Here is a 26,275-nt window from a genome sequence, read left to right on the forward strand (position 1 = left end):
CTTTCCGTGAGATTAATTGGTAGACTTTGTATTCAGCGGTTTTAGCTTAGATTCAATTTCTTTTCTTTTCGATTCCAGAAAAGGGGGTAAAGCAAGGGTTTCACCTAGATGCTGCTCCGTTTCATCCGTTGCAAATCCGGGGCCATCGGTTGCCAATTCAAATAATATGCCATTCGGCTCCCTAAAATAAAGGGAGCGGAAATAAAAGCGGTCCACATATCCCGAATTCGCGAATTTGGATTCGTTGATTTTTGCTATCCAATTTCTCAATTCTTCTTCATTATCGACCCTAAAAGCGACATGGTGCACTCCGCCCCTACCTAATCGTTCGCGGGGGATATCCGTCCTTTCTTCTATATGGATTTCCGCTCCTGTTCCACCCTCACTTGTCTCGTAAACGACAATCGGATTATGTCCGCTTATAGGCGACGGATATGTGCCTGATTTCCTGAACCCAAGCAATTCAGTTAAAACAGCTTCTGTCCGTTCAATATTTGGTACGGTAAGTTTGACTGGTCCCAGACCAAGAATGAAATACTCGTGGGGAATAGGGCTTCCCTCCCAAGGGATTCCACCTTGGACGCCCCTATTTTCCTGATCGGATACAAGAAGAAGCCTCTGGCCTTCCGGATCTTTAAATGGCAGGACCCGTCGCCGAAAGCGGGTCGTTACTTCATCATGATCTACCTCGTACTCGATGAAACGGTTTTCCCAAAATTCGAGTGCTTCATCATTACTCACTCGTAAAGAGATTTCCGAAATGCTATTATTTCCTTCATGCGTCCGTGCAGCATGGGGAATTTCAAAAAACGTCAGTTCCGTACCCGGTGACCCGATTTGATCGCCATAAAATAAGTGATACACATTTATATCATCCTGATTCACCGTTTTTTTTATTAATCTCATTCCCAACACTTTCGTGTAGAATTCAAAATTGTTTCCCGCTTTTGCTGTAATGGCCGAAACATGGTGCAATCCCTTTAGTTCCATCCGTATCACTCCTATCTTTATTATCAATCTTTCCTTAACCAAGAAAAATTAACGCTAATATTTTATCTCGAATTCGAGATATTAAACCAACCATAAATGCCTTTAATAAAAATATCTTGATTTAAAGATAATTGATGAAAGCCCATTTGTCAACCTTTCCTACCACCCGTATCATAAAAAAATGAATTCAGGTCAAAATAAGGTCGGTATAGATGATGGAGGTGTGCTATTTGACTAAGGATTTTTATAACGCAATTGAAGATAGGCGCTCTTTTTATTCTCTTAGCAAGGAAAAGGTTGTCCCTCATAATCGGATTAAAGAAGTGATCGACCATGCCGTTCAATATTCCCCTTCCGCCTTCAACTCCCAAAGCGCCAGGCTGGTTGTTTTAACCGGTCAAAACCATGACCTGGTATGGGATATTACGAAAGAGTCATTACGAAAGGCCGTCGGTGAAAAGGACTTTGGCAAAACGGAGGAAAAAATTCAATCATTCAAGAATGGCTATGGTACTGTTTTATTCTTTGAAGACCAGGTTATTATTGAAAGACTCCAAGATCAATTCAAAACATATTCCGAAAACTTTCCGATTTGGTCGAACCAATCATCAGGCATTTTACAGTTTGTTGTGTGGACTTCATTGGAAATCGAGGGCTTTGGTGCGAGTCTTCAGCATTACAATCCGTTAATTGACGATGAAGTGAGAAAGACATGGGACATTTCCCCACATTGGAAGCTCATTGCCCAGATGCCCTTTGGTAAGGCTACTGCGGAACCTGGTGATAAAGCATTCAACCCAATAGATGAACGAGTGAAGTATTATCAATAATGATTTTGGGCTGGCTCGATATGCCGAGCCAGCCCCTTAATATGATGTCGACTAACAATCCAGGATTGTCGCACTAGATCTTGGGAATGGCATGGACTTCCCTATTTTGTCCGCTGCGTTCCCTATCGCATCCCCTATACAGATCTTATTGTATGGGCGAAGAACGCTTAGGCAGCCAATCCTTTAAATAAGATGGTAAACTCCCCGCATATTGCTTGGATGCATGTCCACTTTTTAATACTTTATATGTCTTATCTTTACAAGTTAAATGGTCCATGACCGGATGAATCATTTCTTGGGGGACCAAACGATCATACTTACTAGCAATGACCAATACATTGGCATTGATTTTCGATAACTTCGCTTTTTTCCCCCGTACCTTGAATCCGCCATTGACCAAGCGGTTCTTTATCAAAAGATCCTTGGTTATCTGTTTTGCGGCGGCTCCCGATAATGGCACATGTCCATTGGCCCAGGCATTGAAACGGCGCCAATTTTGTACATATTTCTCGTCATCTGCTTGATTCAGCAAGGATAAATAAGGTGATAGATAGACGGGTGAGGTAATTAAGCGAATTCCATATTTAACAGCACTGGCCGGAATCGTTTGATATATATCGATCGTCTCGTCGAAATCCGCAGTGCCTTCTTTCATGGCTTCTTGCCACTGGTCGAAAAATTGCGAGGCGCTGAAATCGATCGGGGTAACGGAGAGGATTAAATTCTTGATTGGCTCGTCTGCAATGGCTGCATAAATGGCCGATATCGTGCCACCGAGACAAAACCCCATTACGGTAATTTCTGTTGCCCCTGAATGGTGCAAAGCACGCTTTACTCCGTTTTGAATATAATCGACGATATAATCTTCTATCGATATTTCTCCATCCTCAAATCCCGGACTTCCAAAATCAAGTAAATATACGTCGAACCCTTCATTAACGAAAGACTCTATTAAACTATTCCCTGGAGACAAATCAAGGATTAAGGGAGTATTAATCAATGAATAAATGAGAAAAACCGGCACATCATATTTTTTTTGTGCCGATGGATAGTGCCATAGTGTGGATTTATTTTTTTTCCACACTGGAATTTTCGGTGTGAGTCCCATTTCAGGCATAGGTTGATTGGGAATATTCAAAAAATGCTTCCATTTGGGCTCGATCCCAGCTTGATTTGACGGCACTTTCCGTTTAGACATTATTATTCTGTCCATTGCCCTCAGGTAACTTTGCACTTAATAACAAGGACTCCGTGATGAAATCCGATATCCTTTTTTTACTCCCTTCCTTTTCAGCGGAGCTGCTTCTCGACTTCTTCTTTCCCCGTGATGAAGAACTCCCGCTTTTCACATATCCGTTCTTTTCAAGGCTTGAAAGCATTTCTTCTAACCTATCAATTTTTTCTTCTAGCTGGATGACCAATTTGGCTACAGTTGCCACGTCTTTTTTTGTAGGATAATTCATGATGATTGACATTCTTTCTGACGCTTCCTGCATCCTATTTATCTTCGGAACCTGCAGTTGTGTGTTTTCACTTACGGATTCCAATAATTTGCGATTATTGAGCAAGCCTTGAATGCGGCTATTCAGCTCTTGCTCTTTTTGAGATCCAAGCAATTTTAGCCCTTTATAAAAATCTGTCTTTTTCGCCATATATATCTTCCTTTCTTCTCCGTTTACACTAATGCCGATATTCCTCCGTCAATGATTAACACATGTCCAACCATATAATCAGATGCCTGTGAAGCCAAAAATACGGCTGCCCCCATCAAATCAGCTTCATTTCCAAATCGGCGGGCAGGGGTTTTGCCAAGAATATCATAATCTGATTTTTCAAGGATTTTCTTGGTGATCTTGGTCGGAAAAAAACCTGGTGCTATTGCATTGACTTGAATGTTATGTCTAGCAAGCTTGACTCCCAGGTCCTTGGTCATCGTTATGACAGCGCCTTTACTCGTGTTATAAGCAATGGTATCCAATAGTTCCGGAAATGTGCCGCCAAGACCCGAAACGGATGCTATATTGATGATTTTTCCCGAATTTTGCTGCACCATGATCCTTGCAACGGCCTGTGAAAATAAAAATGTCCCTGTAACATTGACATTCAATACTTTCTCCCACTTTTCCTTAGGAAGATCTAGCAAGGGGCCTGACCAGGACGTACCGCTATTATTGACGAGAATATCGATGGTGCCGAATTGAGCAACCGTTTCTTGCACAACCAGATCAACTTCACTCTCGTTGGTGATATCGCACTCAAAAGCCTTTGCTTGAACGCCAAGAGCCTTCAGCTCCTCGCATGCCTCTTTGCATGCCGCAAGATTCCTGGATGCAATGACGACATTAGCTCCAGCCTCCCCCAATGCCATGGCAATCTGCTTGCCCAATCCTCTTCCGCCTCCGGTGACAATAGCCGTTTTATTTGTAAGATTGAACATATCACTCAATGTTGTCAACTTTTCAGCCCTTTCTGTCATGATTTATTATGGAGATAAACTATCTATATCATTATAGAAAAGCCCGGCCGATATTGTGCTTAAAATAGCCTAATGCCTTAGCCTTTTGTTTCACGTTCCGTTCTCCTTCGAATGACTATTTTCGAATTGTTCTCTTTAAAACTTAGAGCAAAATCACATACTAAACCGCCTTAATCGTTTAGACTAAGGGTTATGAAGGAGGTTTTACTATGACAATGCATCACTTTCATTTAACGGCCTCATGGCCTGGGGGCAGAAATGATATTGGCACAATTCATTCGGGTAATCTCCAGACAGAGATAAGCATCCCCACCGATATGGAAGGACCCGGGGTTGGCACCAATCCCGATGAAATGCTTCTTGGAGCAGCCTCGACCTGCTATATCATCACCTTGGCAGCAATGCTGGAGAGAAGCTCAATCAAAAATCACAGCTTGACCATGCAGTCCGAAGCATTGGTCGATGTTACGAACGGTGTATTCACCTACAAGAAAATCATTCATCGCCCGACACTTGTATTGGCACCGGACACTTCTGAAAAAACGGCGGAAAAAGCGAGAAAACTTGCTGAAAAAGCAGAATCCTCCTGCATGATATCAAGAGCGGTCAAAGGGAATGTAGCAATAGAATTGGACGCAACGATTTCCATTGCTCAGCACACCTGACCAAAAGAAAATGCCTAACCTCGCAAAAGGGTTAGGCATTTTTTTGGAACTATTGAATTGCGTTCAACTTGTTTTCAACCTCACTGCACACTTGATCAGCCGTTAAACCATTCGCTTCGATGATGGACGCTTTCATTGAAGTATCGCTGATTCCCATCACATTGCTTTCCAATCCTGTCACTACACAACAATCCAGGTTTTTTGCGTCAGCTTCTTGTTTAATCTCCACTACATCAAAACCTTTTTCACGAAGTGCTTCCTGAATGTTCGTTAATGATTCTTCAACACCGATTTTTGACATGAACACACACCCCCTCTACTTGCTAACCTGTCCTTTTTCCCTTCTATATATGTATAGAAGGCAAAGGAAATAGGGAAAGTAATCTTGAGGTGATGAATTATGAATGGAAAAAACAAAAAAGATGCCACTCAAACTCGTTTAGGGTCTTCTCAAATAGAGGGGCAAGGTACCACTACGAAAGAAACCGGGTCTTTCACTCGGCCCTCTTCCCTAAAAAAGCAAAAGCGTTCTTGACAAACCGATCACCATTCACAAAAACGCTTGGTTCCACCGCCAAGCGTTTTCCTGTTTCATGTCCTGTTGCCCTGTCGTTTTATAATCAAGCTTTCATCCATTTATTTTTTAATTTCCCACAAACCATTAAGGTAGCTAATCGAACTGGGCATTGGTTTCCGCACCCTGCTTTTCCAGTCGGAACCATTGAGATGCAAAACTTGTGCCTCTAATATCTTTTCAAGAGCGGCTTGATCGGTTCATCTTCCCTTCTCCTGTTTCTCTACAGTCACCAAACATGAGAATATTGATGAATACCCCGTTTCATTTCATGCAAGAATAACAATGGAGGTGTTTTTTTGGAACCAAATAAGCCAGGGAAAAAGGATATTCCGGATTTTAAGGAGATGAATGACCGAATCTTCAGGGAGGCTTCCCAAAGTCCACGCCTAGTCATCGGAACAAACTTGGATGCCAAGAACGTAAAGGACGGAAATCCCTACTCCGATAGAATTAACAGTGAAGGCTTTGAAGACTATTTTGAAGAATGAAAAAACCGGCTTAAAAGCCGGTTTCTGTATGTTGTTGTGTAAATTAAAACTACCTCCCTACAAAAAGCTCTATGGCAGCAGCCTTATGAACAGGGGTAGACTCGCCACTGAGTAAAGCCTTACCCCTTCAAGAGAATGCCTGCAGACCTCCTGCGGGTTATACGGGCATTGGGATGACACCGCAAGGCGCATGTACGCCGGAGAGGCCCCCTGACCGCACGAGGAAAGGGAGCGCCTGCAGTGAAATGAAACGGGTCTAGGACAAATAATCATTACTAAGAGTAAAGGATTTTGGGGTTTGGAAACTAACCTTCAAAAAATGAAACAAAAAAACCACAGGCAACTCGATAAATCGAGTATGCCTGTGGTCTGAATCCGGTTTAGCCAATCTTCCTTAAAAATATTTCTTCTTCCAAAAAATGAATGCTGTCGTTCCAGCTAAAGTGATGGCAATCAATAAAGTGAAGATAAAAGCATACGAATTTTGCTCGAACGGAAGTTTCACATTCATCCCATAAAAACTCGCCACCATCGTCGGGAGCGTTAAAATGATGGTAACCGAAGTTAAAAACTTCATGGCATTATTGACATTATTGGATATAATCGAAGCAAATGCGTCCATCATCCCACTCAGGATGGAAAGATACACCTCTGCCATTTCGATTGCCTGGGCATTTTCGATGATCACGTCTTCGAGCAATTCTTTATCTTCTTCATACATTTTCAAATAATTAAAGCGAAGGATCTTATCAAGCACGACACGATTTGATTTTAATGATGTCGTGAAATAAACAAGACTTTTTTCCAAAGCGAGAAAAGTATATAACTCTTTATTTTTCATGGATTGGTGCAATTCCCGTTCCGCTTCATTGGTCATTTTATTAATCTGTTTCAAGTAACGTAAATAGTAAGATGAAATTTCAAATAATAATTGCAAGGCAAACCTTGTCTTTTTGTTGGTGAAAAAACCTTTGATTTTATTATTCTTAAAATTCGCTAATATCGGTGTTTCCTTCAAAGATACGGTAATGAAGCAATCTTTGGTAAAAATCATCCCGATGGGAATCGTTTCAAAAATGGGTAAGTTGGCCTCGTCACGGGTCAAATACGGAAAATCGACAATGATTAAAACATTATCATCTTCTTTTTCAATCCTCGGCCTTTCCTCATCATCCAGTGGATCTTTCATGAAATTGACTGGTAGCTCCAAGGTGTTGCAAATGTATTCAATTTCTGCTTCTGTAGGTGCGACAATGTTCACCCATGAGCCTTTAGTCATCTCCTCGATATTGTTCAAGAGACGGTTTTCATTTGTTTTGTAGATTTCAATCATTCGTTGACCTCCTCATCTTTAGAGGAAGCCCTATTTACCTTCTTCGAGCAGATACTCAGGAAGAATAACAGTCTCGACGTCAAGCATCATATTGGCTTCCTCTTGCTTTCTGGGTTCAGGATCATAAGAACTGCTGCTCACTCGTATCCACTTCCTTTCGATTCTTTTATCTTAATCCTTATTCTTTTAAAGCACAATAACGAATTTCCTTCTGGTATCCCTCACTTTGAATTCAAAATTATCTGATTTATCAACCACTAACGACCGGATTTATTCATGAAAAAATCGCTTGGGAATTCCCAAGCGATTTGCACTACCTTAACCATGCTTTGCGTTATTATAATAATGGATCCCATACATGGCGCCTTCATCGACCATTTTATTGTCCTCATGATCATATGGATCTGGGTGACCCGCCTTTTCAATCAAAGGATCCAATTCTGAACACTTCCTATTTAAAAAGCTCATTGTCTTATCTTTTGCACTAATCCAAATATCTTTTACTTTACCTCTGTTCGCTTTAGTTGTTAAAAATGAGACTCCGGCAACTCCGACTCCAAATAACACTACGTTTTTCCCTAATGCCATCATTACCATCCTCCTTAAATTTGGATTTATATATATATACCCGCTTCCGGGTCATGTAAACCTTTATTTATATGGAGGCTTTTGATAAAAGAAATTCGGCTTCAGTATTTCATTTTTATACGATTTATGAAAAACGTGTGTGGTTGCTGGTGAAACAGGGGGGATCAACCATGTCCAGTCCCCGGTTACGTTCCGGTCTTTTGAAGCTTCTTTTTCTTCAAATTTCTTGAATTGCTTTGCCGCAGTATGATGGTCGACGATGCTGACCCCATTTTTCTTGAACGAATACAGGACAGCTTCATTCAATTCAATCAGAGCACGATCCTTCCATAAATTAGAATCACGTTTGATATCTAGACCCATCCTCTCGCCGATTACAGGAAGCAGGTTGTACCTCTCTTCATCAGCGAGGTTTCTAGCCCCGATTTCCGTTCCCATATACCACCCATTAAATGGTGCAGCGGAATAGGTTATGCCGCCGATTTCCAGCCTCATACCTGATATGATCGGGACAGCATACCATTTTATTTGAAGCTCTTCGAACCAATTGTATAGCGGGTGGCTGAGGGGAACTTCTTTCACGAGTCGTTCTGGAATATCATAAAGCCTCGGTCGATTGCCATCCAGTTGGAACACAAGAGGCAGAATATCGAACGGGCCAAATTTCCCTTCCCAGCCTAATGCCAGGCACTGCTTCGTGAATTCTATGGAGCTTGGATCACCGATGATGCCATGCTCCGTCTCATATCCGGCATAACGAATAAGCTGATGGTTCCAAATATCCACTTTTACTTTCTGTTCATTCTGTTTGAAAATGGTAATCACAGGCCTGATGTTTCCGTTATTCGTAGCGTACTCGATATGTTCAAAAAGAGATGAAACAATTTCTTCCTCACTTTGAACCATCCTTTTATCAAGCACCCGCAGTGACTCCCAAAACAAGCGTCCGATACAGCGATTACTGTTACGCCAGGCTAACTTAGCGCCATATACCAATTCTTCATATGTATGTTCATATTTGTTTGTATCATTGATTTCTCTCTTGATTTGCTCGATTCTATCATTTATTTCGTCTTCGGTTTTAGATAATTCCGTATAGCTTGACCTGATAAAGGAAATGGCCTCTTGCAGTAAATCACTCATCTTTCCCACGGATCCTTCCATTTGCAAAACTTTACTTTCACTACTAAAGTAACATATTTCTTGGAGAATCTCTAAAAGAACCACCTTGGAACAGGCATTTCTTTTTTCCTTATGGAAGTAATTCTACATCATGATACTTAAAGTAAGTTCATATATTATTTACACTATAACATCTCTAGTAACTAAATAATAATCGGTAAAGTTGTTACAGAAGAGGTAAATGCATTATAATATAGTAATATGGGGTGATATGATGAATAATACGACACTTTGTCCACGATTTGAAAAAGGGATGCAAATCTTGAGTAAACGCTGGACTGGATTGATTGTCAATCAATTGCTAAATGGCCCTCAACGGTTTTGTAATATTGAATCTGCCTTCCCGATTAGCGGCAGGATCTTATCTGAACGTTTAAAGGACTTGGAATTGGAAGGTATAGTGAAAAGGGATGTTTATCCTGAGACACCAGTCAGAATCGAATATTCCTTAACCGAAAAGGGCATGGCGCTCGCACCGGTAATGGGTGAAATTCAAAACTGGGCTCAAGAATGGCTTGAACCAATCGAGAATCAATAACATAGGCATACAGTAATGAAAAGGAAAGATCGCTGCATGGCGCTCTTTCCTTTTTTATATGCTGCATTTGTTTAACCATCCAATACTGGTGGTATATTTTTCACAGATAGAACCACACTAGGTTTATCCAAAAATAGTATGGGCGGTGAATTCATGAAGCAAGCAGACTGCATTATTATCGGTGGAGGCATCGCAGGTCTTCAGGCTGCCATCCAGCTCGGCAGATATAAACATGATATTATCGTGATTGATTCAGCTCACGGCCGCTCTTCCGTCGCAAAGGCCTATCACAATATTCTTGGTTGGCCAGATGGGGTGAGCGGCAACCAATTAAGGAATTTGGGCCGGCAGCACGCAGAAAAATCCGGAGTGGAATTCCTGGAGGATACGGTCACATCACTTGAAAAAATAGAGGACAAGTTTATCGTCCGCACAGAAAACGACAGTCACTATCAAGCCGAAACGATATTTCTTGGAACGGGCATTACTGATAATATTCCTCCGATCAAAAACATTTACTCCACTCTCGGAACATCGACTTACATTTGTCCAGACTGTGATGGATATGAGATCATGGATAAACAAACCGTTGTGCTTGGAGGCGGAAATACAGGGGTCAAAATGGCCTTGGCACTATTATATTGGTCAACCGATATCCTGTACGTCAATCACTTAAAAACAACCATTGATGAAAAGGAACGGGAAATGCTGAAAGAAAGCCAAATCCCCTTATTCGAAGAAGAGGTCGAGGAAGTACTTGTCGATGATGAACAACGGTTGACTGGGGTCCGATTGGTAAGTGGCCAAATCATTGAAGCCACAAAAGCTTTTACCGCGTTCAAAGGAAACAAACTGAACAATGAACTTGCGTTGCAATTAGGCGTGCAGGTAAATGAAAACAATCATGTCGTAATCCATCCCCGCACTAAAGAAACGAATATTAACGGGGTGTGGGCAGGCGGCGACCTGATTGCTCATTCGGAACAAGTCACCATTTCCATGGGTGATGGAACCCAAGCAGCGATTTGGATTCACAAGAGACTTCTCGGGCAGCCACTTCCCTATGATTAATGAAAACCATACCGAAAATGGAAAGAGCGACCTGTTCACCAGGAAGCCCTTTCCATTTTAACAGCGTACGGTTTGGTGTCACACAAAATCAAGAGAGCATTCATCTCCCTGATGAATTTTACAGGAGGAAAAGGCTTTCCTCCCCCGTTTTCACGCACTGTGGCATGCCCCCGGGCAGAAGCCTTTCACAAAATGAGTTCCAACGTACCGAGAATGCTTAAAGTACAAAAACGAAAAAACTGGAGACAGGCTCGTTTCATGTCGAGTCTGCCTCCAGTCCATAAAGGGCGGCCTGGTCACTTGGCCTCCCTTCTACGTATTTCCTCTACATTCGATTCCTGCCTTTAAACACTTTAACCAGGATCAGAATGACCGCAATGATAAGCAATATATGTATAAAGCCGGCAGCCACTTTAAAAACTAAACCAAGTACCCATAATAAAATAATTGCACCGATAATTGTCCAAAACATGATAATCTCCCTTTCTAATATCCTTCCCATCAAAGAATTTTTCCTGATGGCTTACATTTAAATTACCCATTTCTTTCATTTACAAACCCACTTCCACTAGTGGGTGAACCATTTTTTTTACATAAAACTGTAAATGATGTAAAAGATAATAACGAAATAAAGAATATCAAAAGGCCGATAAATAATTCATATGCGGAAATGTCCCTTGTTTTTGGATTATTTATCGACCTGAAAGCATGATATAACAAAATAAAAGGAGTCGTTCATTCATGAAAAAATTTTTAGTCATCTGTTTGACTGCCTGTTCCCTTTTCCTCGTTAACTTGGATCACCCGGCTGCACAGGATACTCATGCAAACCCGGAAAGAGTCCAATTCACTGAAGCTCAAAAAACCGAGCTTGCCAAAATTCAAAAGCGGATTCTTGCGGACAAAAAGGAATTGATTGGAAAATACGTGGAGTATGGCGCTCTTTCGAAGGAAGAAGGCGATAAAATGCTTTCACACTTTGAAAAGCATTATAAAATGATGGAAGAACATAATTTCCAAATTCCGCCTCACCGCCCTCATTCAAGGAACATGCATAAATAATCCGCCAGCCCTTTATTCATTTGGCATGATAATCCGACCTGATCCTCAGGCCGGATTTTTTTCGTTTCTTTCATTCTTGATAAATAAACCTTACGCGTTTACCATTTACTAAAGGATTTATATTTCACTTTAGCGAAATACATAACTATGAGAATGGAAAGGGTGAATAGGATGAACCAAACAGGTATAACAGCAAGAGACTTATTTCACTTGAAATCGGTAACCGATCCAAAGCTTTCACCAGATGGCAGCATGGCGGTTTATGTCCAAACGAGAATTGACGAAAAAACGGAAAAGTACATATCCAATCTGTATATGTTCAGCCTGATCACGAACGAAACAAAACAATGGACCTTTGGAGATAATCGCGATACATCACCTGCCTGGTCCCCAGATGGTAAGCATATCGCATTTTTATCGGATAGATCAGGGAAAAAACAAGTCCACATCATGGGCAGCATTGGCGGGGAAGCTCGGCAGCTTACCCATTTCACGAATGGTGCAACCACCCCGATCTGGTCTCCATGCTCCACCAAGCTATTGCTTTCAACAGCTTTGAAAAAAGGAGAAACACTCGACACTGCAGAGGAAAATGAATGGTCTAAAGAGATTCATCGATATGAGAGGATCAAGTATAAATGGGATGGCAGGGGCTATTTCGATCATTTATATCACCAGCTAGTGATAGTGGATGTCTTGAAGAACGAATCAGTGGTCCTAACCGATAATGGCGTGGACCATCTTCCTAATGCCTGGTCCCCTGACGGTCTGCATATCGCCTTCGTATGCGGCGACGCAGACAAAAGTGATGATGAGCTTTTCTCAGATATTTTCACTATGGAAGTTGAAACAAAATCTCTACGGAAAGTAACGAATAGCACTGGGTTTTATAAAGATCCGAAATGGTCTCCAAATGGTGAATATCTTTCCTACATTGGCCATGATAAGGAATTTGCCGGTGCGACCCTTTCAAAAATCTGGTTATATACCTTTTTCGATCAAACGACTCAGTGTTTAACGGATGGGTGGGACGTCGAGATCGGGGATTCAGCAATCGGGGATTTTCAAATCGGGGCAGTCGACCCAGGAATCTTATGGACAAACGATAGCCAGGGCTTTTACTTTTTGATTAGTGATTATGGAAATACCGGCGTCTATTATGGTTCGATTGAGGGAGCCATGTATCCCTCCATCCTCGATGCCCAGCATATATACGGTCTGACTATAGATCCGGAAAGCCATCGTGCCGTCGTGGCCATCAGCACTTCCGTTCATCCGGGCGACCTGTTTACTTATAACCTGACAAATGGAGATAAAGAACAAATCAGCTTTGTAAATGAAGATTTTTTGAAGGATAAGCATGTATCTTTAGCTGAACCGATTTCGTTTCCAGCTGCCGACGGCCTTACGATTCACGGCTGGATCATAAAACCGGCCCGTCTTGATGAAAATCAAAAATACCCACTCATCCTGGAAATTCATGGCGGCCCGCATATGATGTATGCCAATACCTATGTTCACGAATTCCAGACATTGGCTAATGAAGGGTATGCAGTTTTGTTCACAAACCCCCGTGGAAGTAAAGGGTATGGCCAGGATTTCGTCAATGCTTGCCGAGGGGATTATGGAGGCATGGATTATAGCGACCTAATGGCTGGTGTTGATTATGCTTTAGCTACATATGATTTTATAAACGCGGAAGACTTGGGGGTATCCGGTGGAAGTTACGGCGGGTTCATGACAAATTGGATCGTCGGTCATACGAACCGCTTCAAGGCTGCTGTAACCCAGCGCTGCATCAGTAACTGGTTAAGCTTTTATGGTGTCAGCGATATCGGCTATTATTTTACAGAGTGGGAAATCGGGGGAGATATCGTTCATTCTGCCGAAAAGCTTTGGCACCACTCCCCTTTAAAATATGTGGGTAATGTGGAAACTCCATTATTGTTACTTCATGGCGAACGTGATTATCGCTGCCCGGTAGAACAAAGCGAGCAATTTTTCGTTGCATTGAAGCGACAAAACAAAGAAGCGGTCCTCGTAACCTTCCCAGATGAAACTCATGAAGTGTCGCGCAGTGGATCACCGAAGATGCGGCTTGGGCATATTGAGGAAATCAAAGGATGGTTCAATAAATATTTTTAAAAACAAAGATGCTGTCCCAAAAGTCGCAAAATGACTTTTGGGACAGCACCTCCTTGTTCTCCCTTCATAAGAAGATCACGATGCAAATATTCGCGCAAACATTTTTCGCTTCTCTTTTCATCTCAGAGGAATATGACCGTTCCGTCATGGTTCGTAATATATTCACCGATTTCGAGCTTTTTTAGGTACTTTATGTGAATAAATTCTTGTACCTTCTTATATTCGATTCCCTCCACTAAATTTACTCATAGCCTCACTCTAATAATAATCATTTAAACATAGAAAACACTAAATTGTTCATTAAATAATTGAACATCCTTACAGGAATAAAACGACTCCGCCTATCCCATATACTCATCATTCGTGCGGTTCTTGAACATCCTCTTCGAAAAATGCCTCCATAATTCCCTGTCCAATCTTCTGGCTGATTGGATGAGAGTTTGTCTTGGCATTCGGGACTACTACTGAAAAAGCTACTTCAGGACTGTCGTAGGGAGCATACCCCACCAGTGTCAGGTTGTTCGTCGGTTTGTCTGTATATGTCTTTCGTAATACAGGATCATAATAAAAGGATTGTGCCGTCCCCGTTTTACCGGCTATTTTATAGCTTTTGTATGGATGTTTATTGAAATGGGAGGCAGCGCTCCCGCCTTGTTCGTGAAACACTTTACGGAACCCCTCTTGCACGCGTTCAATCTTTTGTTTATCCATGTCAATGCGATTTAGATAAACTGGGGAGACGCTTTGGAAAACAACAGGATTTTGGTCTTCCATGTCCTGTTCGCGGACCTCCTTAAGAAGATGTGGCTGGACCCTATATCCTCCATTAGCGATGGTCGATATGTATTGCGTCAGTTGCATGGGAGTATAAGTATCATATTGGCCGATTGTAAAATCCAGCAAATGGCCTGGGGACCCACCTTGGCCGCGATATCCGCTGGCTTCATTCGGGAGGTCGATTCCTGTCTTAACCCCAAGCCCGAATTGATTGAAATAATAGCGAAACGTTTCAAATGCATTTGAATCCAGCGGCAGTTTCATGTTTCTATAATAGGTCTTCCCAAGCATACTCATAGCCGTCTTGAACATATAGACGTTGGAGGATTGCTTCAAGGCAGTCAAGTCATTGACCATCCCCATCGTTCGTACTGACTTCTTGACTGGGGTACTCAGCAAGTAGATAGGCTCATCCAGGAAAGACTGACCAAGTTGGATGGCGCCGCTCTCATACCCGGAAAGTACTGTCGCCCCCTTTACAGATGACCCCATTTCAAAAGATGAGTTGACAGTGCCAAGGGCATGATCAGTCGCTACCCACTTGCCGTTGACTTCTTTAATCTGTTTTCCAACCATAGCCAGAACTTCTCCTGTAACGGGATTCATCATGACGACAAAGGCCTTATTTAGGAATGCCCCCCCTCCATTCCTCTTAGCATTAATCAATTCAGCAGTGAGTATCTTTTCTACCTTCTCCTGTAAACCCATATCAATAGTCAGTATCAGGTCCTTACCAGGCTTACCAGCTGAGACCTCATGAGTTCCAATAATGTTTCCTTTTCTATCCGTTTCAATTTCCGTCACGGAATTCGTGCCCCTGAGGACATCTTCATATTGGTATTCCAATTGGCTTTTTCCTACCCGGTCATTCCGGCTGTAACCTCTAGATAGGTAACCGTCGACCCCCTCTTTCGGTATCCCTTCATCTCGAGACGTCGTGCTTCCTAATACGGAACGAAATAATCCTCCATACGGATATGTCCTTTCCCAATCTGTCAAAATATCCACTCCAGGAATTTCAGACAGCGTCTCACTCACTCGGGCTAATTCTTGATAGGTTACATTTTTGTCCTTGATTGGCTGAGGAGTATAGGCATAGCCCTTCTTCATTTCTCTTAAGATGGCAAGAACCTTCATTTCACTATTTCCGATGTCTTTTAAATCGGATTCAACAATTCGGTCCAGCTGTCTCTGATAAATATCATTATTTGTCAGCTCTTGGTTCTGCAGCTCCTTGTCTGTCAGTTTCTTCAGTGCTTTCTTAGGACGGGTCACAATCCAATAATCTTTCATGTCCCTTTCTGTAATCTTGTCTGTTTTGACCGATATATACGCTGACAGTTTCGTAGCAATTTCCAGCAGTTCCTGATCTGTTTCATTTCCGGTTTTCGTAAAGATAATGATGTTTGACGCTTCATTATCGACAATCACTTGATAGTTCCTGTCGTATATTTTCCCTCTTGACAGGTGATGCCTCACTTCTCTCATATTGGTACCATTCACTCTCTTTTCATACATATCCCCTTGATAGAGCTGGACAAAAGCTATTCTGAATATAAGAACGGCAAACAATGCAAACACAAGGGTCGTAATAATAAGCATCCTGGTCGATTCCATCCGCTTTTTTTTAGTCCTCTGCCGATTTCCCAACGTCCTGTTCCCTCACTTTCCCCCTATTTTTTTCATTTCGCATCGTCAGACTGACACAAGCTATGCCTACGGTACAAAATAAACCAAGTGTAAGAGGCTGAGGAAAAATAGTGTATATCACACTGCTGATAATCATCACCTGAATATGTATGGATCTCATTGGTCCCTCCATTCACTCATCCTGCACACAACTTCATTTTAATTGGTTGGTTCCAACCATTAGCTTACGAAAAAATTCAGCTGACTTTCTTTATTCATTCTCCGCTAAGTACTGATCCAGCACAGGCTTTATTTTCGCGGTTACATAGTGGCTTCCCCCGCGATTTTTCACATCCTCCACAATGGCTGTGAGCAAGATAGATGGACTTTTTGTATCAAACACGACCACAAAGCCATTTTCCATCCCGTCTTCGCCTTTCTTGCTCTTCAGCTCAGCTGTCCCCGTTTTTGCAGCCAGTACCTCTTTTGCCGTCTTAAGATTATGGGCAGTCCCCGTATCACGCTCCACCACCTGAATCAGTGCCTTTTGGACGGTTGAAGCAACCTCACTGGATATGACGGGTTTGTCGATAGGCTTATTGTTTTCTTCCTTTATCAAAACAGGCAGCACCATATTTCCGCCCTTCACAAACGGTGTAAACGCAGTCCCTAAATGGACAACTGACATCAGGACTTCACCCTGTCCATAGGCGGAGTCAGCAAGTAAGACTTCATTCTCGATTCCATCATTGGATAGCTGACTCTTTTTCAAATGAATCGGCAGCTGGAAATCCTCCTGGAACCCAAATGCCGAAGCATTCTTCTCAAATTTGGCAGCTCCCATTTCCAGAGCTTCCTGAGCGAAATAGATATTATCGGAATAGGCCAGTGCATCAACCATGTCCACCGGACTTGCTTCCTTAACACGGGTGACAAAATAGCCTCCCCAGCTGTTGTCCTTCCTCCACTGCAAGCCGGATATTTCTCGTTTCTTCTCCGGGAATGTCGTTCCGGCGGTGAGTCCGGAGGCTGCAGTAATTGCCTTGAAGGTTGATCCTGGTGCATACAAGCTGGAGAAGCGGTTCAAGAATGGAAGCTTCGGGTTTTCACTGTATGCCTTCCACTGGTCTTCCGTCATCCCGCTCACCATTAAATTCGGGTCGAAGGATGGATAGCTGACGAGCGCTAACATTTCTCCGGTCACAGGATGGATCGCTGACACCGCGCCCGCATCTTGCTTCATCGCTTCATACATGTTACTCTGCAATGCAGCATCGATCGTCAGATTTATGTTTTTACCATTGATGACATCCACTTTTTTAAGAATGCTTTTCTGTTCACCTTTCTCGTTCTTAATTTGAATGATGCCGCCCTTCTTTCCTCTTAACTGCTTTTCATATACTTGTTCCAATCCCGACTTACCGATGTAATCTCCTGAAGTGTATTCATGGCCGGCGTCCTTTTCAAGGTCTTCACTCGTTGCTTGCTTCACATACCCAATCAGATGGGCAGCTCGATCTTTTTCAGGATAATACCTTATCTTTTTCGTTTGGAAATATACTCCCGCTAAATCCTCATCCATGCTTTCCGGCTGAAACTCTGCAGGCATGACAGCAATCGGGACGAAGATATCTTCTGTCACCCACTTTTGCTCAAGCGCCTGTTGAAAGCGTTGTTCTGGAATCTTGAAATAAGCGCTTAGCTTACTTATTTCAGCTTCCTTGGACTCTCCAAGCTTCCCGGGGATGATCCCCATTTCATACACATCTTTATCTAGGGCGAGCGGGTTACCATTTCGGTCAAGGATATCGCCCCGTTGCGGCAAAAAGGACTGAGCGCTGACCTTATCTCCTTTTTCCATCCCAGCGAAGATCAAAGACGGATCCCACTTTATTTTCCATACATCCCCATTCTCTGTTTTCTCTTCTATAAAAAAAGTTTGATAGGACGCTGTCACTTCTCCAAGAAATGTATTGATTTTCACCTTGAAGATTCCTTTATACGTCTCGCTATCATCTTCGTAAAGCAACTCTTTGGATAAAACTTCAATTGAAGAAGTCTCAATACCCGAAAAAATCGCATGATACTTTTCGGTAAAACTCTTTTTCGAATAATCGTATGTTTCCAAATCTCCTTCTGCAATAAGTTTTAACATTTCCTCGTAGTTTTGTTGGGAAAATTGTCTGACATATTCATTAAAAACTTCTTCCGGGGTAGCCTTGTTCGCTTTAAGATAATGCCATAGAGGCAGTACTCCAACTGTCAATGCTACAACTAGCACCAATATGATTATTTTTTTCATCGTTTTTCACTCTTCCTCATATATGCCTGATTTGCAATTTTAAATTCCGACGAAAATAAAGCATAAAATTTACCATGTTGGTCTCAATCAGATCAACCATCTTAATGAACTCTTTCCAACTTGGTGAATATTTAAAGATTTTTATCATCTTCGTTCACTAAATGCTTTGGCTTCGTTATACCTTTCAAAAATGTTTACTAATTGTTCACAATAAATAACCAATGGAAAGAACTATTCCTGCACCTCCCCTCCAGTTTACAAATACATAACTATTACACGTGTAGTTTTTTAAAGTATTACACATGTAAGATTTCCAGTCAATACAATTATGCTTAATGTACTCACTGCAAAATATTGAACTTACACTTGTAAGTTTCATGGCTAAAAATCATTTTACCGAAATATCGCTTCTTAAAATATGGATAGGTAGACTTGAAGAATCAAGGCATATAAAATGAAAATGACATATATGATCATGAAGGTGTTTTACGTCCTCATCTAGTTGCATTGACTTCTAAAAATATGAACAATATAATTAAATTATTACAATCGTAATTTTAAGGATGGTTAAATAATATGAAAAAAACACCCCAAATTTCAGAAGCAGAGCTTGAAATTATGAAAATAATTTGGAAACACCCTAATATCAATACCAATGAGGTGATTGAAAAGGTATCCAAAACTAGTAAATGGAGCCCTAAAACCATTCAAACAATGTTATTAAGGCTTATAAAAAAAGGGGCATTGAATCATTATAAGGAAGGTCGTGTATTCGTTTATACACCAAACGTTGATAAAAGTGATTATTTGGAAATTGAGAGTCGCAGTTTTTTAGAACGTTTTTATAATGGAACGTTAAATTCTATGGTATTAAACTTTTTGGAAAAAGATAGGATGTCAGAGGATGAAATTAATGAGCTGTATCAAATTTTAGAAAAACGTATGAACAGAAAGAAGGAATAACATGAGCAGCTCTTTCTTTACTTTCTTTCTCATCAGTAATATCACATTGTCTCTCATTTATTGCATGATCCTTCTCATAAAAAAGCTATTAAAAATACAAATAACTGTAAATACCCAATATTATATCAGCGTCATTTCCCTATTGTTATTGATTGTTCCTTTTATCCCTTTTCATTTTCTAAAAACAAATTCTTTTTTTGATTGGATGATAAACTTAGGTGCAAGCAATCCAAAGTTAGCGAATATCCATTCTGCAGGTAAAACATCAACAACAAGTGTTCAAAATGCAAATTGGCTACAAGATTTTTCCCTGTCAATTGAACAATCACCTTTCCGAATGATGGATTCTATTTTTTTCATAGTATGGATATCAGGAATGATTTTTATCCTTTTGGCTACTTTATATAGCAATCTAAGAATTTATAAGATAAGAAAAAACCTACAAGTAATAGAAAACAAGGAGTTATCCACGCTTTTTTATACATGTAAAAAGGATATACATTTTAATAAAAAAGTGGTCTTGGGGTATTCCTCATTGATAAAATCACCCATTACTTTTGGTGTCATCACTCCATATATTGTCATACCAAAAGATATTTCCATGCTTTCTACGGAAGAGATGAAATGTATACTGCTTCACGAGTTGTATCATTGTAAACGAAGAGATATGCTAGTGAACTATTTCATGTGTCTAGCTAGAACTGTATATTGGTTTAATCCTCTCGTATGGTATTTCTTGAATGAAATGAAAACCGAGATGGAGATTTCATGCGATTATGCAGTTTTAAGATCGCTGGATGATGAGTCACATCTAAAATATGGTGAGGTTATTTTAAAATTCGCATCTCTTTCCAAACGTACATCATCTTTGTTAGTGGCTTCGGAAATTAGCAGGTCTTACAAACAAGTAAAAAGGCGTATTGTCAAGATCAGTGATTTTCGGGTTGAATCAAATATGCTAAAGATGAAAAGTGCTCTAGTATTCATCTTTTTTTTAGCGATCATTTTGATGAGTATTCCTTCTTTATCTGTATTGGCCCTGAGCAAAGAAAAAGAAACACATCCTCTTTCTTATACTAATGTAGTGTATAAGGATTACAGCCGCTTTTTCGATAAACTTACGGCAAGTACTGTAATATACGACACCAAGATGAAGCAGTATACGATATACAACAAGGAAGAAAGCACTACCAGGTTTCACCCTACTTCCACTTATAAAATATTCAGTGCATTGTTCGCTCTTGATTCCGGGATTATTTCAAGGGACAATTCCCAAATGACTTGGGATGGGACCTTATATCCATATGAGGAATGGAATAAAGATCAAGATTTATTCTCAGCAATGGAAAGCTCATCCTCATGGTATTTTCAAAAACTCGATCACCAGATAGGAAAAAGGAAATTACAAAATTACTTTGAACAGATACAATATGGAAATCGCGATTTATCGGGCGACTTATCTAATTATTGGCTTGACGGTTCACTAAAAATTTCTCCTGTCGAACAGGTGGATATGTTGAAAAAATTTTATGATAATGAATTTTCTTTTGAACCATCTAATATTCAAACTGTGAAAGACTCCTTGCTTTTAGAAGAATCCAATGGCAATCTGTTATCCGGAAAAACGGGGACGACAGCTGTAAACGGGGAAAATATAAGTGGCTGGTTTGTAGGATATGTAGAAACTTCAGATAATACCTTTTTCTTCGCCTTTCACATTCAAGGTGAAAAGGATTCAGGTGGAAGCAATGTTGCTGAGATGGCACTTTCCATCTTGGAGAAGGAGCATATTTATCAATCCGCATTCTGATCGATACGATTTTTTTCATTTCTCGATATAAGCTCCAAGATTAGAGCATGTTTTGTTGCTGCGGGCCAAAACATGCTCTTATTTTTCTTTTTTTGCTGTATTTTCCCTTACTGTATTATATGAGGAAAGACTCTTATGATGGGATTCATCTTCTTGCGCCTTACTATCAGCACCATACCAACTCCATGACCAAGAGGACGTGCGGTGGAGCCCTTCGACGTGAACGCCTTGGGGCACCCTCACCTGTCCCGCTGCTCCCGCAGGCATCTCGTACTTCTGCTCCAAGGAACCCGAAATAGTTTCGTTTTAAAAACAACAATCTATACGAAATGAGCCTAAACAAAAGAAAAAAAGAGACATCATAGTTGTCCCTTTTTACACCTTTATCCAAACCCCTCACCATACTCCTACCGTTAACCACTCTAAGATGGGAGAGAATTCAATGATTTTGTATTGGCCATAGCAGTACTAGATCGACTGCTTCACACTCGGATCGACAGCACATTTCAATATTTTAATGGGTGATGCGTCCATTAAATGCCCCTTATTCTCTGCCAACAGGCAATGGAATTTCGTCCTTTTCCTTATCTAAAAGTGTAAAGAATTATATCCATAATCAGCTAAATGAATCGAAGAATAGACCAAGTCGCCTTGGCACCCTTTGCTAAACAGACTCTTTTATTTTTAGTGCTGTATTTGATCTCTATCCTCGGAAATCGAGCTTAGGGCAATGCCCGCCTCCGAACTTGTTTGTTTGTGTATGGCAAGATCCCCTAAAGCAACGATACCGAGCAGCTTGCCATTTTCGACAATAGGAAGTCTCCTGATTTGTTCATTACCCATTAACTCTTCCGCTTCGTCCACTGACATATCGGGAGTGCCCGTTATAAGATGAGTGGAAATCACGTCGGTTATTCTGGTTGAATTCGGTTTTTTTCCGGCAACACAGCGAAGCACGATATCCCTATCGGTGATGACGCCGACCAACTGGCCACTATCCAAGACAGGAATGATACCCACATCATGGTCCTTCATTTTTACGGCTGCCTCATAAATATTATCTTCCACTGTACAAAAGTCCACATCCGTAGACATAATATCCCTTAAAGTAGTCATGGAAATCCCTCCATTATTCACGCGTTTCTTGTTTATTGTTGACTATAGGAAAGATATTATTCAGCTTGATGCAAGGTTCATTCCACATACTTCCCATGATCGGGCTTTGCCAACGAGTCGAATTCCCTTGATAGCTTCGATAGCCCACTATCCAATTCTTCCCCATCGACAGGATACCCGTGCCCCGTTACAGCCGCCTTGGGCTTCAATGCTGCCAGCACGCTCACAGATTGCTTAGCCGACTCCCAATCGGTTGTCAAATAACGCGGCGGGCCTGATATTTCCCTTTCCTGGGTGAAAACCTTATATAAAGAATCTTGCCTGACATTCACAAAAGCATCCCCTGCAATCAGACTACGATCACTTTCCCGAAAAAGTGAAATATGACCTTTGGTGTGACCCGGGGTATGGATCCATTTCCATCCGTCAAGAAATGGGATAGACTGGTCGTCTGGAAGGGGTTGAACTTTTTCGTCCAGATTGATTCCTTCATTCGGAAACATCCAAGAAATCTTGGCAACCATTCCCCCTTCTACAGATGGGTCAGGCTCAGGGTAACTTTCTTGTCCCGTCAAATAAGGCATTTCTTTTAGGTGGGCATAGACAGGCACCTCCCAATGTTCCATCAGTTCGATCAATGCACCAACATGGTCGAAATGGCCGTGGGTCAATATTATGGCTGCCGGTGGATGGTTCGGTCCGTATATGGCTTCTGCGGTCTTCTTTATTACCTCCGCTGAACGTGGCATTCCGGCATCGACCAATACCCATTCATCCCTTTTCGGAAGCCCTAAAAAAATGACATTGACGATTTGAACCGTTAGACAATAAATACCCTCCCTAACTTTCCTGACATCCCCATTGCTCATTGATGTCATTGGCAAAATTTTTTCATTCAAATGGTGATCATCCATGTTTAAACCTCCTGATTTGGACATATTGTCGTTAGATTACCCTTTACATGAAAATAAAAACCAGCCTATAATTTTTTATAGGCTGGTTTTCATTAATAAACATCCTTCCGGGTAAAAGCGGCAAACGAGACGAGTAAAGCAAGCAGCCACCAGACGAGAAGCGTTATGACGGAGGATAAAAGGGTCATCCCCTCGATTGGCGGCGCCGAACCGCTAATGTAGGTGGTCAACTTCAAATTCACCATGAAGAAATATTTTGCTGATTCCCATGAAGAAACCATATTGTTCAGGATAGCTCCTGAAATCAAGGCTGCTAGCATGATACCCATTCCTGCCGGTGTACTGCGCACGAGGACCGATAGCATGAACGAAAGCGTTCCTATCACGACCGCAACCAACCATACAAGTCCCAAATCCATCAAAAGGAATTTCCATTGTTCCACTAGCCTTACTTGGCTGACATCCACATCTGCGCCGTTCAATTCGAATCCGGTAATCACCGGGGCCGCCCAGCCTTGATAGCCAAAAACAAGACCAGATAATAAATAGGACAATGAGGCTGTCATCGCCACGATAATCGATACCGACAACAATAAGGTTATATATTTGCTCATTAAGATTTTCCACCGCTTCACTGGCCGTGTCAGCAGAAGTTTAATCGTCCCTTGACTATTTTCCGAGGAAACTAAATCGCTTGCTACAATCATGATGAGCAATGGAATGAACAAATCGATGGCATTTTCCAAAAACATGCGGGTAAAAGTGGCAGCCCCTGGTTCTGAGGGGTTTATATCGTGATCAAGGTAATACTGCTGCTGCTTCAGTCCCACTTCGAGCTGTTCACGCCACTCATCAAGCATCCTATTTGAGCTTAAGCGATTTTGTGTATCAATGATCTGCTGCTGAAGGGCAGCTCGCCAATCGGTAGTACCTAACTTCTCCTTCTGCTCTTCCGCTTGCTTATATTGTGCGTACGTAAACATCAGCACCAAAATCCCGACGATGATCCCAATTATGACCAATCGTTTTTTTGCCAACAACTTCATCATTTCATTCTGGATCAGGTTATTCAATACCAGCACCCCCGCCGCCGGTTACTTGTAAAAATAATTCTTCAAGGCCCGGGAGCTTCCGGTTCATTTCATGCACCTTCACTCCTGCCCGGATAAGGGCCGCATTCCATTCAGGTGTTTCAAGTTCATCGTAAGCGGTAATGATGTATTTTTGGTCCATGCTCACTTCCGTGAACCCACTTAGGATTTCCAGTCCTTTTTGGACTGGCTCAACCCTCCACAAAATCCTCTCTTGTGTAGCTAATAGCCTTTCCACAGTATCCGTCTGAATTATTTGTCCATTTTTTATGATGGCAACCCGGTCACAAAGCTGCTGGATTTCACCTAATAAATGTGATGATACGAGAACACTCATCCCTTCTTCTTCAGCCAATTTCCTGATGAACTGACGCATTTCCCGGATCCCTGCAGGATCAAGGCCATTGGTCGGTTCATCCAAAATCAACAGCTTCGGACTATTCAGCATGGCCTGTGCAATTCCCAACCGCTGCCTCATTCCTAGCGAATAGGTCTTCACTTTATCATGAATTCTCGCTTGCAGGCCGACCAGCTCTACAACCTCGCTTATTCTTTGCTTACCCACTTCAGGCAGCATTCTGGCAAAGTGAAGCAAATTATCCCAACCACTCAAAAATGGGTAAAGTTCTGGATTTTCAACGATACAGCCCATATATTGCATCGCCTTCGTGAAATCCTTGCGTACATCAAACCCGCAAATTCGGATGGATCCCGCAGTTGGCTTAATGAGTCCAACCAGCATGCGTATGGTCGTCGTTTTACCGGCCCCATTCGGCCCTAAAAAGCCAAAAACCTCGCCTTCAATCAGGTCGAAATCGATTCCTTTAATAATTTCCCTGTCGCCAATCTTTTTTTTCAAGCCTTTGACAGACAATGTCACCTGTTTCATCGTTCCTCATCCTCCCACTTTATTAAAGGAGCAACCCTATCTGCTATTAAACGATACCCTTTCTTATTAGGGTGAAAATTATCCGTATACAAATAATCATTAACAGACAATTGGAAAAGGTCAAAGGTCGGCACGAAAATGGCATTTTTATAGTGGGCCACGACTTCTGCCGTATCATTATTCCAATCCCTAACAATTCGGTTCGTATCCAGATCATCATCCAATTCTATAAACGGATTATATAAACCAAGCAAAAAAATGGTAGCTTTATCATTGACTTGATTGATATTCTTAAAAATGCCATTTAAGTTTTCCATATATTTCTGTTGTGATTCTGCGATGACCTGACTATCATAATCAATCAGCGTCTGACCTTTCTGAAATAAGTCATTGCCGCCAATTGTCAGTAAAATAACATCGGCCGCCTTGATTTGGCGCCTCACTTCCGTTTGCTTGACTTGCTGCACTAATTCTTCTGAAACTTGTCCATTGATGCCGAGGTTGTGAATGATCGGTTTATGCTTATATTCACTCTCCAAATCTTCTAAAACAAGTCCGACGTATCCTTTTCCTGACTCATCACCTGTACCTCGTGTGAGCGAATCACCCAATGCCACGACCGTAAAGTCATTAGGCAGATCCTTTTTGTTGGGGACCGCTTCATTTGCTCCCATATCAGAAGATTTCTTTCCATAATGATCAAAAATCGTCCATCCGAGACAAAATAAAAAAAACAGTCCTACAACCGCTGAAACTATCGTAGTAACCAACACTTTGGTTTTGCTCAAGAACACTCATCCTTCCCTTCATTCTCTACTTTCCATTAAATCATATTATTT

Annotated in this window: 27 protein-coding genes; 11 read left to right on the forward strand and 16 right to left on the reverse strand. The window is 41.5% G+C overall.

The features are described 5' to 3' along the window. Positions 1 to 12: 12 nt before the first annotated feature. On the reverse strand, positions 13 to 990 hold the full coding sequence (locus AS888_RS00780) for a ring-cleaving dioxygenase (RefSeq protein ID WP_061140304.1): 978 nt from the start codon (positions 988 to 990) through the stop codon (positions 13 to 15). A 215-nt stretch (positions 991 to 1,205) separates the two neighbouring features. Here AS888_RS00780 and AS888_RS00785 point away from each other — a divergent pair, with 215 nt between their 5' ends. Beyond that, positions 1,206 to 1,820 carry a nitroreductase family protein gene (locus AS888_RS00785; protein ID WP_061140356.1) on the forward strand — a complete coding sequence of 205 codons (615 nt, stop codon included), beginning with the start codon at positions 1,206 to 1,208 and terminating at the stop codon, positions 1,818 to 1,820. Positions 1,821 to 1,965: 145 nt separating this feature from the next. Here the strand turns inward: AS888_RS00785 and AS888_RS00790 are convergent, their stop codons facing one another. Genes AS888_RS00790 through AS888_RS00800 form a run of 3 tightly spaced genes read right to left on the reverse strand, consistent with a single transcriptional unit; the run spans position 1,966 to position 4,257 of the window. After that, the gene (locus tag AS888_RS00790; RefSeq protein WP_081092252.1) at positions 1,966 to 3,018 is read right to left on the reverse strand and encodes an alpha/beta fold hydrolase; all 1,053 of its coding nucleotides are present in this window, start codon (positions 3,016 to 3,018) and stop codon (positions 1,966 to 1,968) included. After that, positions 3,011 to 3,472 carry a hypothetical protein gene (locus AS888_RS00795; protein ID WP_061140305.1) on the reverse strand — a complete coding sequence of 154 codons (462 nt, stop codon included), beginning with the start codon at positions 3,470 to 3,472 and terminating at the stop codon, positions 3,011 to 3,013. The genes AS888_RS00790 and AS888_RS00795 overlap by 8 nt, the downstream gene beginning before the upstream one ends. A gap of 23 nt (positions 3,473 to 3,495) precedes the next feature. Next, positions 3,496 to 4,257 (reverse strand): SDR family oxidoreductase, encoded by a 762-nt coding sequence (locus AS888_RS00800; RefSeq protein WP_260320069.1) that lies wholly within the window; start codon positions 4,255 to 4,257, stop codon positions 3,496 to 3,498. Between the two features lie 248 nt (positions 4,258 to 4,505). On the opposite strand from AS888_RS00800, the gene AS888_RS00805 reads away from it, so the two are divergent. Then, a complete protein-coding gene (locus AS888_RS00805) occupies positions 4,506 to 4,961 on the forward strand; it encodes an OsmC family protein (RefSeq protein WP_061140307.1) in 456 nt (151 codons plus the stop codon). 49 nt (positions 4,962 to 5,010) lie between these two features. Here AS888_RS00805 and AS888_RS00810 read toward each other — a convergent pair whose 3' ends face one another. Beyond that, complete coding sequence (locus tag AS888_RS00810; protein ID WP_061140308.1) at positions 5,011 to 5,262, reverse strand: YkuS family protein; 252 nt, start codon at positions 5,260 to 5,262, stop codon at positions 5,011 to 5,013. Between the two features lie 99 nt (positions 5,263 to 5,361). Between AS888_RS00810 and AS888_RS25405 the strand changes: the two genes are divergently transcribed. Together AS888_RS25405 and AS888_RS00815 are read left to right on the forward strand one after the other, a co-directional pair. Further along, entirely contained in the window at positions 5,362 to 5,496 is a 135-nt protein-coding gene (locus tag AS888_RS25405) for a YuzL family protein (RefSeq protein WP_155645336.1), read from the forward strand. Between the two features lie 338 nt (positions 5,497 to 5,834). Continuing rightward, positions 5,835 to 6,026, forward strand: a complete 192-nt coding sequence (locus tag AS888_RS00815) for a hypothetical protein (protein WP_061140309.1) — start codon at positions 5,835 to 5,837, stop codon at positions 6,024 to 6,026. Positions 6,027 to 6,420: 394 nt separating this feature from the next. Here AS888_RS00815 and AS888_RS00820 read toward each other — a convergent pair whose 3' ends face one another. The 3 genes from AS888_RS00820 to AS888_RS00830 all read right to left on the reverse strand — a co-directional run bounded on the left by AS888_RS00820 (position 6,421) and on the right by AS888_RS00830 (position 9,090). Continuing rightward, positions 6,421 to 7,359, reverse strand: coding sequence for a magnesium transporter CorA family protein (locus AS888_RS00820; protein WP_061140310.1), 939 nt, complete (start codon positions 7,357 to 7,359; stop codon positions 6,421 to 6,423). 318 nt (positions 7,360 to 7,677) lie between these two features. Continuing rightward, positions 7,678 to 7,947, reverse strand: coding sequence for a hypothetical protein (locus AS888_RS00825; RefSeq protein WP_260320070.1), 270 nt, complete (start codon positions 7,945 to 7,947; stop codon positions 7,678 to 7,680). Positions 7,948 to 8,010: 63 nt separating this feature from the next. Next, positions 8,011 to 9,090, reverse strand: a complete 1,080-nt coding sequence (locus tag AS888_RS00830) for a nitric oxide synthase oxygenase (RefSeq protein ID WP_061140358.1) — start codon at positions 9,088 to 9,090, stop codon at positions 8,011 to 8,013. Positions 9,091 to 9,343: 253 nt separating this feature from the next. On the opposite strand from AS888_RS00830, the gene AS888_RS00835 reads away from it, so the two are divergent. Both AS888_RS00835 and AS888_RS00840 read left to right on the forward strand, forming a co-directional pair. Continuing rightward, complete coding sequence (locus AS888_RS00835; protein ID WP_061140312.1) at positions 9,344 to 9,667, forward strand: winged helix-turn-helix transcriptional regulator; 324 nt, start codon at positions 9,344 to 9,346, stop codon at positions 9,665 to 9,667. A gap of 153 nt (positions 9,668 to 9,820) precedes the next feature. Further along, positions 9,821 to 10,738, forward strand: coding sequence for an NAD(P)/FAD-dependent oxidoreductase (locus AS888_RS00840; RefSeq protein WP_061140313.1), 918 nt, complete (start codon positions 9,821 to 9,823; stop codon positions 10,736 to 10,738). A gap of 325 nt (positions 10,739 to 11,063) precedes the next feature. Here the strand turns inward: AS888_RS00840 and AS888_RS25410 are convergent, their stop codons facing one another. Continuing rightward, a complete protein-coding gene (locus AS888_RS25410) occupies positions 11,064 to 11,210 on the reverse strand; it encodes a lmo0937 family membrane protein (RefSeq protein WP_155645337.1) in 147 nt (48 codons plus the stop codon). A 269-nt stretch (positions 11,211 to 11,479) separates the two neighbouring features. On the opposite strand from AS888_RS25410, the gene AS888_RS00845 reads away from it, so the two are divergent. From AS888_RS00845 to AS888_RS26245, 3 genes are all read left to right on the forward strand, one after another. Beyond that, positions 11,480 to 11,800: a YckD family protein gene (locus tag AS888_RS00845; RefSeq protein WP_061140314.1), complete on the forward strand. Its 321-nt coding sequence runs from the start codon at positions 11,480 to 11,482 to the stop codon at positions 11,798 to 11,800. Between the two features lie 171 nt (positions 11,801 to 11,971). Continuing rightward, complete coding sequence (locus tag AS888_RS00850; RefSeq protein WP_061140315.1) at positions 11,972 to 13,945, forward strand: S9 family peptidase; 1,974 nt, start codon at positions 11,972 to 11,974, stop codon at positions 13,943 to 13,945. Between the two features lie 8 nt (positions 13,946 to 13,953). Further along, the gene (locus tag AS888_RS26245; RefSeq protein WP_221408550.1) at positions 13,954 to 14,130 is read left to right on the forward strand and encodes a hypothetical protein; all 177 of its coding nucleotides are present in this window, start codon (positions 13,954 to 13,956) and stop codon (positions 14,128 to 14,130) included. A gap of 172 nt (positions 14,131 to 14,302) precedes the next feature. On the opposite strand, the gene AS888_RS00855 is transcribed toward AS888_RS26245, so the two are convergent. Both AS888_RS00855 and pbp4 read right to left on the reverse strand, forming a co-directional pair. Beyond that, a complete protein-coding gene (locus AS888_RS00855; protein WP_260320071.1) occupies positions 14,303 to 16,324 on the reverse strand; it encodes a peptidoglycan D,D-transpeptidase FtsI family protein in 2,022 nt (673 codons plus the stop codon). 298 nt (positions 16,325 to 16,622) lie between these two features. Beyond that, positions 16,623 to 18,653, reverse strand: a complete 2,031-nt coding sequence (gene pbp4 / locus AS888_RS00865; protein WP_061140317.1) for a penicillin-binding protein PBP4(5) — start codon at positions 18,651 to 18,653, stop codon at positions 16,623 to 16,625. 576 nt (positions 18,654 to 19,229) lie between these two features. Here pbp4 and AS888_RS00870 point away from each other — a divergent pair. Both AS888_RS00870 and AS888_RS00875 read left to right on the forward strand, forming a co-directional pair. Then, positions 19,230 to 19,616, forward strand: a complete 387-nt coding sequence (locus AS888_RS00870; protein ID WP_061140318.1) for a BlaI/MecI/CopY family transcriptional regulator — start codon at positions 19,230 to 19,232, stop codon at positions 19,614 to 19,616. A gap of 1 nt (position 19,617) precedes the next feature. Then, positions 19,618 to 21,426: a BlaR1 family beta-lactam sensor/signal transducer gene (locus AS888_RS00875; RefSeq protein WP_061140319.1), complete on the forward strand. Its 1,809-nt coding sequence runs from the start codon at positions 19,618 to 19,620 to the stop codon at positions 21,424 to 21,426. 684 nt (positions 21,427 to 22,110) lie between these two features. Here the strand turns inward: AS888_RS00875 and AS888_RS00885 are convergent. The 5 genes from AS888_RS00885 to AS888_RS00905 form a co-directional block, all read right to left on the reverse strand. Further along, positions 22,111 to 22,542 (reverse strand): CBS domain-containing protein, encoded by a 432-nt coding sequence (locus AS888_RS00885; protein WP_061140321.1) that lies wholly within the window; start codon positions 22,540 to 22,542, stop codon positions 22,111 to 22,113. 77 nt (positions 22,543 to 22,619) lie between these two features. Continuing rightward, on the reverse strand, positions 22,620 to 23,456 hold the full coding sequence (locus AS888_RS00890; RefSeq protein WP_061140322.1) for an MBL fold metallo-hydrolase: 837 nt from the start codon (positions 23,454 to 23,456) through the stop codon (positions 22,620 to 22,622). A 92-nt stretch (positions 23,457 to 23,548) separates the two neighbouring features. Continuing rightward, entirely contained in the window at positions 23,549 to 24,529 is a 981-nt protein-coding gene (locus AS888_RS00895) for an ABC transporter permease (protein ID WP_061140323.1), read from the reverse strand. Beyond that, complete coding sequence (locus AS888_RS00900; RefSeq protein ID WP_061140324.1) at positions 24,522 to 25,436, reverse strand: ABC transporter ATP-binding protein; 915 nt, start codon at positions 25,434 to 25,436, stop codon at positions 24,522 to 24,524. Before AS888_RS00900 ends, AS888_RS00895 begins: the two co-directional genes overlap by 8 nt. Beyond that, positions 25,433 to 26,224, reverse strand: a complete 792-nt coding sequence (locus AS888_RS00905; protein WP_081092253.1) for an SGNH/GDSL hydrolase family protein — start codon at positions 26,222 to 26,224, stop codon at positions 25,433 to 25,435. The genes AS888_RS00900 and AS888_RS00905 overlap by 4 nt, the downstream gene beginning before the upstream one ends. Positions 26,225 to 26,275: the final 51 nt, after the last annotated feature.

It is taken from the genome of Peribacillus simplex, assembly GCF_001542915.1.
Taxonomy (GTDB): domain Bacteria; phylum Bacillota; class Bacilli; order Bacillales; family DSM-1321; genus Peribacillus; species Peribacillus simplex_B.